The sequence below is a fragment of the Delftia sp. Lp-1 genome (genome assembly GCF_020523835.1).
GTDB classification, from domain to species: domain Bacteria; phylum Pseudomonadota; class Gammaproteobacteria; order Burkholderiales; family Burkholderiaceae_C; genus Comamonas; species Comamonas acidovorans.
In genome coordinates, this window is record NZ_JAJALJ010000004.1 from 370,216 (window position 1) to 386,919 (window position 16,704).

The window sequence follows — 16,704 nt, forward strand, 5'->3', positions numbered from 1 at the left end:
CAAATCACTTCAGAAAAACAGCACCCGCACCCAAGGCGCCACCACCACATTCAACGCCCCCGCAATCATCATCACCAACGAAGCAACCACCGCCTGCACATCCCCAAACTGCCGCGCCTTCGCCACCCCGCTGCCATGCGCGGCACCACCCAGAATGGCGCCCGCAGCCAGCTTGCTGCGCACGTGCGGCAGCAGCCGCAGGATGGTCTCGCCCATGAGCATGCCGCTGACGCCCGTGAGCAGCACGAACAGCGCGGCCAGGTCGGTGGGCCCGCCCAGCACGCGCTCAGCCTCGATGGCGAAGGGGGTGGTCACCGAGCGCACGGCCAGGCCCTTTTGCAGGTCCACGGGCAGTCCGAAGGCCTGTGCGAACCAGATGGTGGTGGCAATGGACACGCCACTGGCCACGAGCACGCCGGTGGCGATCGACATCCAGTGCTTGCGCAGCAAGTGGCGGTTTTCGTGCAGGGGCAGCGCAAAGGCCACCGTGGTGGGGCCCAGCAGCCAGACCAGCCAGTGCGTCTGGGCGATGTACTGCGGGTAGCGCACATGGGTCAGCAGCGCCAGCGCGATCAGCACCATGGGCGTGGCGACGATGGGCATGAGCAGCGGATGCGGATGGCGGCGGTACACGCGCTTGTTGGCCGCATAGCAGGCCAGCGTGGCCAGCAGCGACAGCAGGCCTATCGTCTGGTCGGACATGGCGTTCATTCCTGCTCCCTGTGCAGCCCGGCGCGCGTGGAGCGGCGCCGGGCAAGCCACAGCTCCAGCCGGTAGACGCGGTCCACGGCCAGCGCCGTGGCTGCCATCACGCAGGCCGTGCTGGCCACGATGACGCCCAGGATGCGCAGGCCCTGGTGCTGGATCAGGTCGGTGTATTCGGTGACGACCAGCATGGCGGGCACGAAGAACAGCAGCATCTCGGCCAGCAGCCAGTTGGTGCCGCCCTGCAGCCAGCGCGCCTTGACCAGCCCGCTGAAAAGGCCCGTGGCCAGCAGCGCGAAGCCGATCAGCCCGGCCGGCATGCCCCAGCCGAAATGCGCGCGCACGGCCTCCATGGCCACCCACAGCGCACTGAGCAGCCCCACCTGCAGCACGCCGCGCAGCAGCGGCCAGCAGCGATGCAGCAGGCCCTGAAACACCTGCGGCCGCAGGACGGGCATGGCGGAAATCTTTGACATGGGGCAATCCTAGGGTTTGCACTCAGATTCGTAAAATGAATAATTTCCATTTTTCCCATGCACAAAAGGAATCCTCATGGACCTGCGCGCGCTGCGCTACTTTGTCGAGGTGGTGCGCTGCAACAGCTTCACGCGTGCGGCCGAGGCGCTGCATGTGACCCAGCCCACCATCAGCAAGATGGTGCGGGCGCTGGAGGAGGAGCTGGGCGGCCCGCTGCTGCTGCGCGAGGGGCGCGGTGTGCAACTGACCGACGCAGGCCAGGTGGTCCATGCGCGCGGCCTGCAGGTGCTGGAGCAGTCACGCCAGCTGCTGCAGGAGGTGGCCGAGGTGGACGGCATTGCGCGCGGCAGCCTGAGCGTGGGCATCATGCCCACGGCCGGGCACTACATGGCGCCCGTGATCGCGCGCTTTCAGCAACTGCATCCGGGCGTGGAACTGCATGTGCAGGAGCAGGGCGCACGCGCCCAGCGCCAGCTGCTGCTGGACGGCAAGCTGGACATGGCGCTGGGCCTGCACGGCGCGGGCGAGGCGGGTGGCGACCTGGCCGGAGAGGGCCTGGAGTACTGCACCATCGCCCACCAGAAGACACGCGTGGCCTTTGCCGCGCACGAGGTGCCCGACCCGGACGCACCCGTGCACTGGAGCGAGCTGGCCCGGCGGCCCTTTGTGTTCTACACCTCGGACTTCGCCCTGCACCAGGCCGTGCTGGAGCATTGCGCGGCGGCAGGCTTCAGCCCACAGGTGCGGCTGCAGACGCGCTACTGGGACTTCATCGGCGACCTGGTGGCAGAAGGCGTGGGCGTGGCCGTGATGTTCGAGCACGTGATCGCGCGGTTCGACCCGCGGCGCGTGTCCAGCCGCCCGCTGGTGGGGCCTGAACTGCACTGGGACGTGGTGCAGCTGTGGCGCAGCGGCTATCTGTCGCGCGCGGCGAGGGCCTGGCTGGAGTGCGTGCGTGCGGTCTATCCCGACGACAATCGCTGAGTCCATGCAACCCAGAAAACGCCCACCCTTGCGCCCTTTTGCAGGCCCGGCCCTGCGCGCCCGCCCCGCCTTCGCCGACCGGCCCGACACCGGCCCCTCACGCCTGCTGTGCTTCAACAAGCCCTACGGCGTACTCAGCCAGTTCACCCCCGAGGGCCGCTGGCGTGGCCTCAAGGAATACATCGACGTGCCGGGCGTGCATGCGGCAGGCCGGCTTGACGCCGACAGCGAAGGACTGCTGCTGCTGACCAATGACGGCCCGCTGCAGGCGCGCATCGCCGATCCGCGCTTCAAGATGGAGAAGACCTACTGGGTACAGGTCGAGGGCCTGCCCGACGAGGCCGCGCTGCAGGCCCTGCGCCAGGGCGTGCAGCTCAACGACGGCATGACGCTGCCCGCGCAGGCGCGCCGGCTGGAGCCGCCGCCCGTGCTGTGGCAGCGCGACCCGCCCATCCGCGTGCGCCAGAACATTCCGGACTGCTGGATCGAGCTGGTCATCCGCGAAGGCCGCAACCGCCAGGTGCGCCGCATGACGGCGGCCATTGGCCACCCCACGCTGCGGCTGGTGCGCGCGGCCATCGGGCCCTACACGCTGGACGGCCTGGAGCCCGGCCAGTGGAAGGACGTGGAGCCCGCCTAAGGCTCCGGATTGTCGGGAAGTGCCGCAGCCTTCCAGCGCTGCAGGCCGAGCCACGGATGAAAGCGCCGCGCCTCGCCCACTTCCACCCGCTCCACACTGCCGGCCAGCAGCGGCCACAGGCGCTGCAATTGCGCCGAGCGCTGCTGCGTGCAGCGCCGCGCGCGGGCCAGCAGCTCGCTGCCCTGGCCCAGCAGGCGCGACAGCTCGCGCAGGCGCGGCGGCGGCAGGCATTGGGCGCTGGCCAGCATCAGCCAGGACGGTGCCTGGCCCGCCTGGGCCGGGCCGCTGGCGGCGAACTGCTCCAGCAAAGCGACATGGGCGCTGAGCAGGGGCGCGGGCGGCTTCTCGGCCAGCATGATCTCCAGCAGCCTGCCATCGATGCGCCAGCGGGCGGGCACCACGGCATGCTCGACCGAGTTGCCGAAGCGCGTGGACTGGCGATGGCTGACGGCGCGGCTGCCCTGCTCCAGCAAGGGCTGCAGCAGTTCGGCCAGGGCCTGCTCGCGCTGCGCCGTGGGCGCTTCGGCCAGCGTGATGCGCAGCGGCACGGCCTCGTAGCCGCGCAGCTGGTCGCGCCAGGCCATCCAGCCCGCCGTGTCGGGGCCGCCCAGCAGCAGGGCGAGGAAGGCGCCCAGGCCGGCCAGGGCCGAGCCGGTCCACCAGGACACCGGCACAGGCTGCCGCCCTGCGATCAGCCAGCCCGTCAACCAGACCAGCGCCCCGGCGCAGGTGGCTGCCAGCAGGCCCATGCCGAAGGCGAGGAAGGGCGCGCCATCGAGCCGGTCGGGCAGCAGCACCAGCATGGCCACGCAGGCCGCGCCGGCGCACAGCGCAACGGCCCACCAGCCCGCCACGGGCAGGGTGCGCGCGGTGCGGCCCGTGAGACCCGTACGGCCGGCCAGTGTCAGCAGCATGAGGGCCACCACCGCGCCAGCGGTCAGCGCAATGAACAGGGGCGCAAACACCCACAGCGCCAGCAGCCCGAGGACCGCCGATACCGCAAGCGACAGCGCCAGCATGCTCAGGCCTTCTTGAGGAACTCCGACTTGAGCAGCATGGAGCCCAGTTCGGTCTTGCAGTCCACGTTGTGGCCGTCGGCGCCATCGACCAGGCGGATGCCCTTGATTTTGCTGCCCTTCTTGAGCACGGTGGACGAGCCCTTGACCTTGAGGTCCTTCACCAGGATCACGGCATCGCCGTCGGCCAGCGCATTGCCGTTGGCGTCGCGCACGATGCCGTCGCCAGCGGCGGCTTCGCCGGACTCTTCTTCGGCCTGCATGGGCCATTCGAAGGCGCAGTCGGGGCAGATGTAGCTGGCGGCGTCGGGATAGGTGTTTTCAAGGCCGCACTGGGGGCAGGCGGGAGTGGTCTGGGGCATGGGATGGACAGATTCGGTGAAGACAAAGGGGCGCGGCGGGCGCGCCGTACCTGGCGATTGTCGCCCCTGCCCCCGCAGGCATGCCCCGGCAAACCCGAGCGGCCTGCTACGCTGCGCGCCACTCTTTGCTTTTTCCCCATGGATACGCTGACCCCCTTGCGCGCCTTCCGGCGCATCGTAGAACTGGGCTCCATCGCCAAGGCGGCCGACGCACTGGACCTGTCCTCGGCCGCGCTGAGCAAGCAGCTGCGCGCGCTCGAAGCCCATCTGGGCGCCGTGCTGCTGCAGCGCACCACGCGCCGCATGAGCCTGACCGACACGGGCCAGGCCTACTACGCCGAGTGCTGCCGCCTGCTTGATGAATTCGATGCGCTGGAGCAGTCGGTGCGCGCGCAGTCGCAGCAGGTGGCCGGCCGGCTGCGCGTGAATGCGCCGCTGTCGTTTGCGCTGAGCACGCTGTCGCCGCTGCTGGCGCGCTTCATGCAGCGCCATCCGCAGCTGCAGATCGACCTGTCCATGGAAGACCGGCTGGTGGATGCGGTGGGCCAGGGCTTCGATGTGTCCATCCGCCTGAGCGCGGAGCTGGCGGACTCCTCGCTGATCGCGCGGCGCCTGGCCTCGCTGTCGCAGATGCTGTGCGCGGCCCCTTCCTATCTGCAGGCGCATGGCCGCCCGGCCAGTGCCGCCGCGCTGCGCAGCCATGCGCTGCTGAACTACAGCCTGGCGCATGCGCCCCGCGAAGCGGGCGAGAGTCCCCAGGCGCCGTCCGAGGCACGCGCCAACGTCAACAACAGCCTGATGCTGCGCGACCTGCTGGTGGCGGGCCTGGGTATTGGCGCCCTGCCCTCGTTCCTGGCGCGGCCGGCGATTGCGGCAGGCCAGCTGGTCGCACTGGACCTTGCGGACCAGGCCGCGCAGGCCCGCCATGTCTACGCGGTCTATCCTACGCAGCGCCATCTGCTGCCCAAGGTGCGCGCCTTCGTGGACTTCCTGGCCGAGGAGCTGCCTGCCGCCATGGGCGAGGATTGTTGACGCCGCGTTAAGAGTTCCTCAAGCGCGCGCCCCTTTTTCGCGCCGGGCCTGCGACCTACGCTTGCCGTCCATCACAGCCATGAAGGACACAAGCATGACGCAATGCAATGATTTTTCCTGCGCCCTGCCCGCGCAGGATGCGGCGGCCCCCTCGCCGCAGCAGGCCCTGCAGGCGGCGCCCGCAGCGGCGCCTGCGGTCGCCCCCGCCATCGACTTCTTCCATGACGTGGTCTGCGGCTGGTGCTACGTGATGTCGCCACGCCTGCGCCAGGTGGCGCGCGAGCTGGGCCTGCGCGTGCGCCACCGCAGCTTCGTGCTGCAGGCCTCGCGCGCCGAGATGGTGGCGGCCTTCGGCTCCATGGAGCGCGCCAAGCAGGTCATCCTGGAGCACTGGCAGGCCTGCGCGGAGCATGACGACGAGGACCGCATCGACATCGAGGGCATGCGCCGCGAGGCCTTCGAGTACCCCAGCGGCATGGCCGGCGCACTGGCCTGCCAGGCGGCCCAGATCCTGGGTGGCGATGACGCGCACTGGGATCTGTTCGACGCCATCCAGCACGCCCACATGAGCGAGCACCGCAACATCGGCGACGCCGAAGTGCTGCTGGACATCGCCACGCGCACGGGCTTCGAGCGCAATGCCTTCGCGGGCTGCATGGAAGGCGCCCAGGCGCTGGAGCAGGTGCGCCAGGACCGCGCGCTGGCGCAGCGCATGGGCCTGCGCTCCATTCCCACGCTGATCGCGCCGCGCCTGCCGCCGCTTCAGACCCAGTCGCTGGCTGCGCTGCGCGAACGGCTGCACTTCCTGGCGGCCTGAGCGCCCCCGTCTTTGCTTTTTTCATCGGCGTTTTTCCGCCTTCCCTCGCGCGCGGCATGCGCGCCCTTTTTCAGCAGACCAAGGACTCTTGCATGACTCTCCAACGCTTCGCTCGCCGCATGGCGCTGCCCTCTCTCGTGATCGCCCTGGCCGCCGCCTTCGCGGGCACCGCGGCCCAGGCCCATGGCGGCCACGAGCCCCCGGCCGGCGCACGCCAGGACGTGGGCACCAGCCCCTGGGGGCCGGCCGACGAGATCGGCCGCCTGAACCTGATCACGCCGGCCTCGCGCGCGGCCATCCTGCAGCGCATCACGGGCGGGCAGGTCTATGACCTGGCCACCGAGTACTACGTGGGCATGCCCAGCTGGCAGGACGCGGGCGATCCGCACTACCAGTTCTGGATGACGCACACGCCGCGCGGCACCGTGGTGGACGATCCCATGAACGTGGGCAAGGACATGAACGCCACGCGCAGCTACACGGGCACGGCGTTTTCCATGTACAGCCATACGGGCACGCACATCGATGCGCTCAACCACTTCGGCATCCGCGGCAGGATCTGGAACGGCTTCAGCGCAGACCAGCATCTGGGCGACCGGGGCTGGCAGCGCACGGGCATAGAGAAATTCCCGCCGCTGGTGGCGCGCGGCGTGCTGATCGACGTGGCGGCCGCCAAGGGCCTGGAGATGCTGCCCGACCAGTACCGCATCACGCGCCAGGACCTCAAGGATGCGCTGGCACGCCAGAAGGTGACGCTGCAGGAGGGCGACATCGTGCTGGTGCGCACGGGCCGCATGAAGCTGTACGGCCAGCCCCAGGCCTACATGGCCAAGCCGCCGGGCCTGGGCCTGGATGCCGCGCGCTTTCTGGTGGAGGAAGGCGGCGCCATGATCGTGGGCGCCGACAACCTGAGCCTGGAGACGTTCCCGTCCGAGGTGGACGACGACTACGTACCGCTGCACAGCTACCTGCTGGCGCAAAAGGGCGTGCCCATCATGGAGCTGGTGGCACTGGACGATCTGTCGCGCGACAAGGTCTACGAGTTCGCCTTCATCGGCGGCCCGCTCAAGATCCGCGGCGGCGACGCCGCGCCGCTGCGGCCCATCGCCATTCCTGTACGCTGAGCGGGGCAAGACGAGATTTCTTGAGCTTGACCTCGAAACTCCCGCGCCCCCAAGGCGAGGGACACCGAGCAAGGGCCTACGCCGGCCGCGCCGCCCCGCAGCAAGGGTGTCGCCGGCTGCCCGTACGCCCCCCTCCGAAGAGAGGGGGAAGGCGCGAAGCGACTCAGGGGGTGATCACAGACTCGTGCCCATTTTGCTGAGGAAGCGCTCGCAGGCGTCGAGCTGGGCCAGCTCGACGAACTCGTCGGGCTTGTGCGCCTGCTCGATGGAGCCGGGGCCGCAGACCACGGTGGGAATGCCGGCGTTGTGGAACAGGCCGGCCTCGGTGCCGTAGGCCACCTTGCGCTTTTCCTGGTCGGCGGTCAGCGCGCGCACCAGCTGGGTGATGGCGGCTTCTTCCGAGGCTTCCAGCGCGGGGGCGCTGGCGCCGGTCTCGATCTCGATGCGCGCGTCGGCGAACTCGGCGCGCATGCGCGGCAGCAGTTCGTCGCGCACATAGGACTCGACCTGGGCCTGGATGCCATCCACCGACATACCGGGCAGGTTGCGGAATTCATAGGCGAATTCGCACAGCTCGGGGATGGTGTTGACCGCGATGCCACCCTGGATCTGGTTGGTGGTCATGGTGGTGAAGGGCACGTCGAAGAATTCGTCGTAGGGGCCGTGCGCCTTGAAGTGGTCGGCGATGTCCCGGATGCGACAGATCAGCCGCGCCGCGTACTCGATGGCATTGCTGCCGCGCGGCGTGAGCGACGAATGCGCGGCCTTGCCGTGCACGCGGCAGCGGTAGAGGTTGATGCCCTTGTGCGCCACCACGACCTGCATGCTGGTGGGCTCGCCGACCACGCAGCCGTCGAAGCGCGCGCCCTCGGCCTTGAGCTGGTTGATCATCACGGGTGCGCCCGCGCAGCCGATTTCCTCGTCGTACGAGAAGGCCAGGTGCACGGGCCTGGCGCGCTGCGTGGCCAGGAATTCGGGCACCAGCGCCAGCGAGGCGGCGATGAAACCCTTCATGTCGCAGCTGCCGCGACCATACAGGCGCCCGCCCTTTTCGGTGAGCGCAAAGGGGTTGGTGCTCCACTGCTGGCCATCGACCGGCACCACGTCGGTATGGCCGGACAGCACGATGCCACCCTGCGTTTCGCCGTTGTGGGCGGGCAAAGTGGCGAAGAGATTGGCCTTGGCGCCGTCCGGAGAGTGGAACAATCGGGCACTCACGCCCAGCGTGGCCAACTCATCGCGTACACACTCGATCAGCGCCAGGTTGGAGTTGCGGCTGGTGGTGTCGAATGCGACCAGTGTTTCCAGCCAGTCGCGGGTGTTTTTCCAGGTAGTCATGTGGTTCCATCTGCGCCATGGCCTGCGCCGCCCTTCGTGGACGACGCAGGCCATGGCATAGGCATTGCATATGGCGAAGCAGTGTACGCCCGGGTTGCGGCCCGGGCAGGCACGCCGACCCATGCCCCGGGCGTGACTGCCGTCTTTTCAATCCCTTTTCGGAAATGGACTCTGCTTTGACCAAGCAAACCGTCTCGACCCGCAACATCGTGGCTGCCGTCATCGGCAACGCGCTGGAGTGGTATGACTTCCTGGTGTTCGCCTTCATGACACCCATCGTCGCCAAGCTGTTCTTCCCCAGCAATCCCGACAATCCGGACGACAACATCAACCGCATCCTGATGACCACGGCCGTGTTCGGCGTGGGCTTCTTCATGCGGCCCGTGGGCGGCATCCTGCTGGGCCTGTACGGGGACCGCAAGGGCCGCAAGGCGGCCATGGTGATGGTGACGGGCCTGATGGCGGTGGCGATCGCGCTGATCACGCTGGCGCCCACCTATGCGGCCGTGGGCATCCTGGCGCCGCTGTTCATCGTGCTGGCGCGGCTGCTGCAGGGCTTTGCGGCCGGCGGCGAGTTCGGCACGTCCACGGCACTGCTGATCGAGCTGGCACCGCCCGGCAAGCGCGGCTTCTATGGCTCCTGGCAGATGGCCGGCCAGATGCTGGCCCTGCTGATCGGCGCGGCCACGGGCACGCTGATCACCGAGATCTTCACCGAGGAGGAGCTGATGGCCTGGGCCTGGCGCGTGCCCTTCGCCGTGGGCCTGCTGATCGTTCCCGTGGCGCTGTACATCCGCCGCCATGTGGAGGAGCCCGAGGTCTTCAAGGAAATGCAGGCCGCGCAGGCCAGCGGCAAGGCGCGCCAGATCGGCATCATGGAGATGCTGCGCACGCATGCGCGCGAGACGCTGGTGGGCATGGGCCTGGTGGTCACGGCCACGGTGTCCATCTACATCACCTTCACCTATCTGGTGACCTATGCCACGGTGACGCTGAAGCTGCCCATGCGCGATGCCTTCATGGTGCAGATGGCCGGCGCCGCGCTGATGGTGGTGATCATGCCGTTCTTCGGCGCCCTGTCGGACCGCGTGGGCCGCCGCATGCTGACCATCGGCTCGCTGATCGGCTACCTGGTCGTGCTCTACCCGCTGTATGCCTGGCTGACGGACGGCCCCACGGTGCAGAAGCTGCTGATCACCCAGCTGGTGGTCTGCGTGTTCGTGGCCGTGTTTTTCGGCGTGTTCAGCACGGTGATGGCCGAACTGTTCCCGCCCCAGGTGCGTTCGGCCGGCATGTCCATGGCCTACAACGTGGCGGTGATGATCTTCGGCGGCTTCGCGCAGTTCATCGTGACCTGGCTGATCCGCTCCACGGGCTCGCCCATGGCGCCGGCCTTCTATGTGATGTTCGGCGTGACGCTGGGCCTGTTCGCGGCCTTCTTCATCAAGGACCGCGCGATGGAGCGCAACCTGCGCTGATCCCGGTGCGGTGCGCAAGGCACCGCGCCCGCGCATGCCGCGCATACCCCGCATGCCCCGCCACGGGGCCTGCGCCCCGCACGCGCACCCGCCTGCGCACCATGCGCGGGCATGACGGCCACCCGCCCTGCACCACGGCGGGGAGGCCCGCCCGCATCGGCGGATTTCATGCAGAAAAAGTCAGGGCTGATGCTCTCTGGAGTGCCGCAAATCTGCAGGGAATACCCTCTGCTGGCACGCGTTTCGCTTGTCTACATTCTTGCATGCAAGTTGTAAATCCACTTGCATACAAGATTCCACAACTTGCGAAAGACGACTATGCGCCGCTTTGCCAGATCACTGTTCGGACAGGTGGTGATCGCACTCATCCTGGGTGTGCTCGCCGGAATATTGGCCCCTGAATGGGCCGTGAAGCTCAAGCCCCTGGGCGATGGCTTCATCAAGCTCATCAAGATGATCATTCCCGTGCTGGTGTTCTGCGTGGTGGTGCACGGCATCGCGGGCGCAGGCGACCTCAAGCGCGTGGGCCGGGTCGGCGTCAAGTCGCTGATCTACTTCGAGGTGCTGACCACCATCGCCCTGGTGCTGGGCCTGGTGCTGGCCTTCGTGTTCCAGCCGGGCGCGGGCATGAACGTGGACCCAAGCAAGCTCGACGCCTCGGCCATGAGCGCCTACGCCAGCAACGCCGACAAGCTGACCAGCGGCGGCACGGTGGACTTCCTGATGAAGCTCATCCCCACCACCGTGGTGCAGGCCTTTGCCACGGGCGACGTGCTGCAGGTGCTGCTGTTCGCCGTGCTGTTCGGCTGCGCGCTGACCATGCTGGGCGAGCGCGGCGCGCCCGTGCATGCGCTGATCGACACGCTGTCGAACGTGCTGTTCAAGATCATGGGCATCCTCATCAAGCTGGCCCCGCTGGGCGTGCTGGGCGCCATCGCCTTCACCGTGGGCCAGTACGGCATCGGCTCGCTCAAGCAGCTGGGCATGCTGGTGCTGCTGTTCTACGTGGCGGTGATCTTCTTCGTCTTCGTGGTGCTGGGGCTGGTGATGCGCTTTTCGGGCTTCAGCCTGATCAAGCTGCTGCGCTACCTGCGCGAGGAGCTGATGGTGGTCTTTGCCACCACCTCCTCGGACAGCGTGCTGCCCCAGATCATGGCCAAGCTGCGCAACATGGGCGTGCGCGACTCCACCGTGGGCCTGGTGATTCCCACGGGCTACTCGTTCAACCTGGATGCCTTCTCCATCTACATCACGCTGGCGGCCGTGTTCATCGCCCAGGCCACGAACACGCCCATCGGCATGGCCGACCTGCTGACCATCCTGGCGATTGCGCTGGTGACCTCCAAGGGCGCCCACGGCGTGCCGGGCTCGGCCATCGTGGTGCTAGCGGCCACGCTGCATGCGATTCCGGCCATCCCCGCCATCGGCCTGGTGCTGGTGCTGTCGGTGGACTGGTTCATGGGCATTGCCCGCGCGCTGGGCAACCTGATCGGCAACTGCGTGGCCACCGTGGCCATCGCCGCCTGGGAAGGTGACATCGACCGCGAGCGCGCCCATGCCGTGCTCAACGGCCTGGCCGACAATCAGGGGCCCGACGCCGAGCCCTCCGGCGCCGCCGCCGTCCCCGCAACCGTGACTCCTGCCCACCCTGCAACGCAATGACACCTGTAAGCCCCCAGCACATCGCCGAGCGCGTCGTCGAAGCCATCCTGGCCCAGAAACTGGCGCCCGGCGAACGGCTGGGGGAGCAGGAGCTGGCCGACAACTTCGCGGTCAGCCGCACCATGGTGCGCGAGGCGCTGATGCAGCTGCAGGCGCGCGGCTTCGTGCAGGTGCAGCCCCGGCGCGGCTGGTACGTGGTCCAGCCCTCGGCCGAGGAGGCGCAGGACGCCTTTGCAGCGCGCCGCATCATCGAGACCGGCATCCTGGGCGAGGCCGGCCGCCCGATGCAAAGCGTGATCGGCCAGCTGCGCCGCCACATCGCCCAGGAGCAGGACGCCATTGCCGGCGCCGACGCGGCCACGCGCGCCTTCCTGCTGGCCGACTTCCACGTCTGCCTGGCCGAGCAGATGGGCCACCGCCTGCTGGCGCTCACGCTGCGCGACCTCACGGCGCGCACCACGCTGGCGGCCACATTGTTCCAGTCCACGCACAGCGCCAGCCAGTCCTGCGCCGAGCACGAACGCATCGTCGAGGCCCTGGAGCGCGGCGACACCGAGGGCGCCAAGGCCCTGCTGCTGGAGCACATCGGCACGGTGGAACGCTCGCTGGAAATCCGCCCGCCCGAGGCGCCCGACGCCAGCGACCGCCTGCGCGCCACGCTGGCGCCCCTGTTCGGGGGATAACCCTGTGTCGGAGGGTCGGCAAATTCCCGTCGACCGTCGCTAAAACGCCAATCTGGCTCATAGGGGGCGCACTGTCATGGTGCCGACACGGCTGACTGCATACGCTGCTGAGTTGGCGCATTGCGCGCCGTTCATCAACCCACCACTGCTTCGGATATGACCCAACGTCCTATGTCCTTTTCCCGTACTCCCCTGCTCGCGTCCCTGTGCGCGGCTGCAGTCCTCACGGCCTGCGGCGGTGACGGCGGCTCGTTCTACCTCACGCTCGACGGAAAGCAGCCCCAGGTGATCGCCCACCGCGGCTTCTCGGGCAAGTTCCCGGAGCAGACGCGCATGGCCTACGAGGCCGCCGCCGATGCAGGCGCGGACATGCTCGAACTCGACATGCACATGACGAAGGACTGCCAGCTGGTCGCCCGCCACAACGCCTGGCTCAGCGACAGCACCAACGTGGCCGACGTCGCCAAGACCAATGCCGAAGTGGCGCGCCGCCAGCGCACTGCGGCCGGCGTGCTGGTCAACGTGAAGTACCCCGCCGTGCCTGCCAACGGCCCCTCGCAATACCTGAGCGACCAGCTGGACGCCAACGATCCCAAGTCCGTGCTCAAGGCCCTGGTGGTCGATGGCGAGGACCACCGCAACGACTGGTCCATCAGCGACTTCACGCTGCAGGAGCTGCGCAGCTGGCTGACCGGCACCATCCTGGACAACCGCAGCGAGCGCCCCACCGAGTGGAACGGCAAGCTGCCCCTGATCAGCGCCCAGGACGTGCTGGACATCGCCGCCGCCAAGGGCAAGGCCCTGGGCCGCACCATCCCCGTCTACGCCGAGACCAAGAACCCCTACTGGAACAACCAGCAGGCGATCGCCAACGGCTGCGGCGCACCTGGCTCGCGCCCGTTTGAAGACGCGGTGATCAAGCTGCTGGACCAGAACAAGCTCAACGCCAAGGACTCGGCCATCTACATCCAGAGCTTCGACCCGGCCAGCCTCAAGTACCTGCGCCAGGCCGGCATGAAGGCCAAGGGCGTGCAGCTGATCGACGGCAACGACTTCAGCCTGCGCGACGGCTCCATGATCTACATCACCAACGATGAGTGGACCTTCATCAGCGGCCGCCCCTACAGCTGGACCCTGGCCGGCGACGCCCGCACCTTCGCCGCCATGCTCACGCCCGCAGGCCTGGCCGACATCAAGACCTATGCCGACGGCATCGGCCCCTGGAAGCCCCAGGTCCTGGCCCACTCCGTCGTGCCCTACAAGGACGGCGCCGGCCTCAAGGACGTGAACACCGTCAAGGACACGGGCCTGATCCGCGACGCCCACAAGGCCGGCCTGATCGTGCACAGCTTCACCTTCCGCAACGAGCCGGGCCGCCTCGCCGGCCTGTACAAGGGCGACCCCGTGCAGGAATACCTGACCTACTACCGCCTGGGCATCGACGGCGTGTTCACCGACTTCACGGACACGGCCGTGGCGGCGCGCAAGGCTTACAACAAGGAAATCGGGCTCTGATCGAGCGCTGAATGCCGCTGCGGCGGCGTCCATAAAAAAGCCAGGGCATGCCCTGGCTTTTTTCTTGCAACGCGCGGCACCAGTCCGCGCGGCCAAACCTTCTCACCCCAGATTCGGCGCCAGCAACCGGCGCAGCTCCTCGATGTCCATGCCCCGGCGCGCGGCCATGTCGGCGAGCTGGTCCTCGCCGATTTCGCCGACGTTGAAATAGACGGCGTCGGGGTGGCCGATGTAGAAGCCACTGACGCTGGAGGCCGGGTTCATGGCCAGGCTTTCGGTCAGCGTCATGCCGATCTCGTCGGCCTTGAGCACGGCGAACAGGTCGGTCTTGGCGCTGTGGTCGGGGCAGGCCGGGTAGCCGGGCGCGGGGCGCACGCCCTTGTACTGTTCCTTGACCAGCGCTTCGTTGCTGAGGTCCTCGTCGGGCGCATAGCCCCACAGGTCCTTGCGCACGCGCTGGTGCAGGCATTCGGCGAAGGCCTCGGCCAGGCGGTCGGCCAGGGCCTTGAACATGATGCCGGAGTAGTCGTCCAGCGCGTCCTGGAACTCCTTGTCCTTCTTCTCGGCGCCGATGCCGGCCGTGACGGCGAACAGGCCCGCGTAGTCGTGGATGCCCGATTCCTTGGTGGCCACGAAGTCGGACAGGCAGCGGCTGGGGCGCATCACGGGCTGGCCATCCGGGCCTTCCACCATCTGCTTTTCGGTCTGCTGGCGCATGCCGTACCAGGTCATCAGCACCTGGCTGCGGGACTCGTCGGCATAGAACTCGATGTCATCGCCCACGCGGTTGGCAGGGAACAGGCCGATGGCGCCGTTGGCCTGCAGCCAGCGGCCTTCGATGATCTTCTTGAGCATGGCCTGGCCGTCCGCCAGCACCTTGCGCGCCTCGACGCCGACGATCTCGTCGTCGAGGATGGCCGGATAGGGGCCGGCCAGGTCCCAGGTCTGGAAGAACGGGCCCCAGTCGATGTATTCGGCGATCTCGGCCAGGTCGAAGTTGCGGAACACGCGCCGGCCCAGGGCACGCGGCGCAACGGGGGCCTGGGAAAAGTCCACGGGCGTGGCGTTGGCGCGGGCCTTTGCCAGTGGCCACAGCGGTGTCTTCTTCTTGTTGGCGTGCTGGGTGCGCACCTTGTCGTAGTCGGCCTGGATCTCGGCCAGGTAGTTGCCCTTGTTCTCGCCCAGCAGGCTCTGGGCCACGCTGACGCTGCGCGAGGCATCGGGCACGTAGACCACGGGGCCTTCGTACTTGGGCGCGATCTTGACGGCGGTGTGCACGCGCGAGCAGGTGGCGCCGCCGATCAGCAGCGGAATCTTCTTGATGCGGAAGTAGTCGTCCTTGTGCATCTCGCCGGCGACGTATTGCATCTCTTCGAGGCTGGGCGTGATCAGGCCCGACAGGCCGATGATGTCCGCGCCCTCGGCCTTGGCCCGGGCCAGGATCTCATGGCAGGGCACCATCACGCCCATGTTGATGACCTCGAAGTTGTTGCACTGCAGGACCACGGTGACGATGTTCTTGCCGATGTCGTGCACGTCGCCCTTGACGGTGGCGATGACGATCTTGCCCTTGCTGGACACGTCCAGGCCCGCCGCTTCCTGCTGGCGCTTTTCCTCTTCGATGTAGGGCACGAGGTGGGCCACGGCCTGCTTCATCACGCGCGCCGACTTGACTACCTGGGGCAGGAACATCTTGCCGGCGCCGAACAGGTCGCCCACGATGTTCATGCCGTCCATGAGCGGGCCTTCGATCACGTGCAGCGGGCGGCCGCCGCCCTGCACCACGATCTGCTGGTAGGCCTCTTCGGTGTCGGCGACGATGAAGTCGGTGATGCCGTGCACCAGGGCGTGCGACAGGCGCTCGCCCACGGTCTTCGGGTTCTCGGGCGTGCCGCGCCATTCGAGCTTCTTGCTGTCGTCCTTGGCGGCGCCCTTGGCGGCGTCGGCAATCTCCAGCAGGCGTTCCGCAGCGTCAGGGCGGCGGTTGAGCACCACGTCTTCCACGCGCTCGCGCAGCTGGGGCTCCAGGTCGTCATAGACGCCGACCATGCCGGCGTTGACGATGCCCATGTCCATGCCCGCCGAGATGGCGTGGTACAGGAAGACGGTGTGGATGGCCTCGCGCACAGGGTCGTTGCCGCGGAAGCTGAAGCTCACGTTGGAGACGCCGCCCGAGACCTTGGCGCCGGGCAGGTTGCGCTTGATCCAGCGCACGGCCTCGATGAAGTCCACGGCGTAGTTGTCGTGCTCCTCGATGCCGGTGGCCACGGCGAAGATGTTGGGGTCAAAGACGATGTCCTCGGGCGGGAAGCCCACCTCGTCCACCAGGATGCGGTAGGCGCGCTCGCAGATCTCGATCTTGCGCTGATAGGTGTCGGCCTGGCCCTTCTCGTCGAAGGCCATGACCACGGCGGCCGCGCCGTAGCGCCTGATCAGCCGGGCTTGGCGCTTGAATTCATCCAGGCCTTCCTTCATGGAGATGGAGTTGACGATGCCCTTGCCCTGCAGGCAGCGCAGTCCGGCCTCGATGACTTCCCACTTGGAGCTGTCCACCATGACCGGCACCTTGGCGATGTCGGGCTCGGAGGCGATGAGGTTCAGGAAGCGCACCATGGCGGCCTTGCTGTCCAGCATGGCCTCGTCCATGTTCACGTCGATGACCTGGGCGCCGTTTTCCACCTGCTGGCGTGCCACGGACAGCGCTTCCTCGTACTGCTCGTTGAGGATCATGCGCGCAAAGGCCTTGGAGCCCGTGACGTTGGTGCGCTCGCCCACGTTGACGAACAGCGTGCCCTCGCCGATGGAGACGGGCTCCAGGCCCGACAGACGCATGGGAGGGGGAGTGAAAGAGGACGACATCAAGCTCACCTG

15 protein-coding genes are annotated in these 16,704 nt (G+C 67.8%); 9 read left to right on the forward strand and 6 right to left on the reverse strand.

Going from position 1 to position 16,704, the window contains the following annotated elements:
- Positions 1-9: 9 nt before the first annotated feature.
- Both LGR64_RS26940 and LGR64_RS26945 read right to left on the reverse strand, forming a co-directional pair.
- The gene (locus LGR64_RS26940; protein ID WP_061287476.1) at positions 10-702 is read right to left on the reverse strand and encodes an LrgB family protein; all 693 of its coding nucleotides are present in this window, start codon (positions 700-702) and stop codon (positions 10-12) included.
- 5 nt (positions 703-707) lie between these two features.
- Positions 708-1,181, reverse strand: coding sequence for a CidA/LrgA family protein (locus LGR64_RS26945; protein ID WP_012202183.1), 474 nt, complete (start codon positions 1,179-1,181; stop codon positions 708-710).
- A 76-nt stretch (positions 1,182-1,257) separates the two neighbouring features.
- Between LGR64_RS26945 and LGR64_RS26950 the strand changes: the two genes are divergently transcribed.
- Positions 1,258-2,166 (forward strand): LysR family transcriptional regulator, encoded by a 909-nt coding sequence (locus LGR64_RS26950; protein WP_012202182.1) that lies wholly within the window; start codon positions 1,258-1,260, stop codon positions 2,164-2,166.
- Between the two features lie 4 nt (positions 2,167-2,170).
- On the forward strand, positions 2,171-2,806 hold the full coding sequence (locus LGR64_RS26955; RefSeq protein WP_013800122.1) for a pseudouridine synthase: 636 nt from the start codon (positions 2,171-2,173) through the stop codon (positions 2,804-2,806).
- Here LGR64_RS26955 and LGR64_RS26960 read toward each other — a convergent pair.
- Together LGR64_RS26960 and LGR64_RS26965 are read right to left on the reverse strand one after the other, a co-directional pair.
- Complete coding sequence (locus LGR64_RS26960) at positions 2,803-3,825, reverse strand: hypothetical protein (RefSeq protein WP_230357363.1); 1,023 nt, start codon at positions 3,823-3,825, stop codon at positions 2,803-2,805. The genes LGR64_RS26955 and LGR64_RS26960 overlap by 4 nt on opposite strands.
- 2 nt (positions 3,826-3,827) lie before the next feature.
- Positions 3,828-4,184 (reverse strand): zinc ribbon domain-containing protein YjdM, encoded by a 357-nt coding sequence (locus LGR64_RS26965; RefSeq protein ID WP_016448692.1) that lies wholly within the window; start codon positions 4,182-4,184, stop codon positions 3,828-3,830.
- Positions 4,185-4,322: 138 nt separating this feature from the next.
- On the opposite strand from LGR64_RS26965, the gene LGR64_RS26970 reads away from it, so the two are divergent.
- From LGR64_RS26970 to LGR64_RS26980, 3 genes are all read left to right on the forward strand, one after another.
- Positions 4,323-5,216: a LysR family transcriptional regulator gene (locus tag LGR64_RS26970; RefSeq protein ID WP_230357365.1), complete on the forward strand. Its 894-nt coding sequence runs from the start codon at positions 4,323-4,325 to the stop codon at positions 5,214-5,216.
- A 94-nt stretch (positions 5,217-5,310) separates the two neighbouring features.
- Positions 5,311-6,033 carry a DsbA family oxidoreductase gene (locus LGR64_RS26975; RefSeq protein WP_013800118.1) on the forward strand — a complete coding sequence of 241 codons (723 nt, stop codon included), beginning with the start codon at positions 5,311-5,313 and terminating at the stop codon, positions 6,031-6,033.
- A 92-nt stretch (positions 6,034-6,125) separates the two neighbouring features.
- Positions 6,126-7,157 (forward strand): cyclase family protein, encoded by a 1,032-nt coding sequence (locus tag LGR64_RS26980; protein WP_016448695.1) that lies wholly within the window; start codon positions 6,126-6,128, stop codon positions 7,155-7,157.
- 174 nt (positions 7,158-7,331) lie between these two features.
- Here the strand turns inward: LGR64_RS26980 and argE are convergent, their stop codons facing one another.
- Positions 7,332-8,495 (reverse strand): acetylornithine deacetylase, encoded by a 1,164-nt coding sequence (gene argE / locus LGR64_RS26985; protein WP_013800116.1) that lies wholly within the window; start codon positions 8,493-8,495, stop codon positions 7,332-7,334.
- A 164-nt stretch (positions 8,496-8,659) separates the two neighbouring features.
- Between argE and LGR64_RS26990 the strand changes: the two genes are divergently transcribed.
- The 4 genes from LGR64_RS26990 (at position 8,660) to LGR64_RS27005 (ending at position 13,833) form a co-directional block, all read left to right on the forward strand.
- On the forward strand, positions 8,660-9,973 hold the full coding sequence (locus LGR64_RS26990; protein ID WP_096914349.1) for an MFS transporter: 1,314 nt from the start codon (positions 8,660-8,662) through the stop codon (positions 9,971-9,973).
- 318 nt (positions 9,974-10,291) lie between these two features.
- A complete protein-coding gene (locus tag LGR64_RS26995) occupies positions 10,292-11,635 on the forward strand; it encodes a C4-dicarboxylate transporter DctA (RefSeq protein ID WP_141833170.1) in 1,344 nt (447 codons plus the stop codon).
- On the forward strand, positions 11,632-12,318 hold the full coding sequence (locus LGR64_RS27000; RefSeq protein ID WP_012202175.1) for a GntR family transcriptional regulator: 687 nt from the start codon (positions 11,632-11,634) through the stop codon (positions 12,316-12,318). Before LGR64_RS26995 ends, LGR64_RS27000 begins: the two co-directional genes overlap by 4 nt.
- A 171-nt stretch (positions 12,319-12,489) precedes the next feature.
- A complete protein-coding gene (locus LGR64_RS27005; RefSeq protein ID WP_141833172.1) occupies positions 12,490-13,833 on the forward strand; it encodes a glycerophosphodiester phosphodiesterase family protein in 1,344 nt (447 codons plus the stop codon).
- Between the two features lie 102 nt (positions 13,834-13,935).
- Here LGR64_RS27005 and metH read toward each other — a convergent pair whose 3' ends face one another.
- Positions 13,936-16,665 (reverse strand): methionine synthase, encoded by a 2,730-nt coding sequence (gene metH, locus LGR64_RS27010; protein ID WP_230357367.1) that lies wholly within the window; start codon positions 16,663-16,665, stop codon positions 13,936-13,938.
- Between the last annotated feature and the right edge of the window lie 39 nt (positions 16,666-16,704).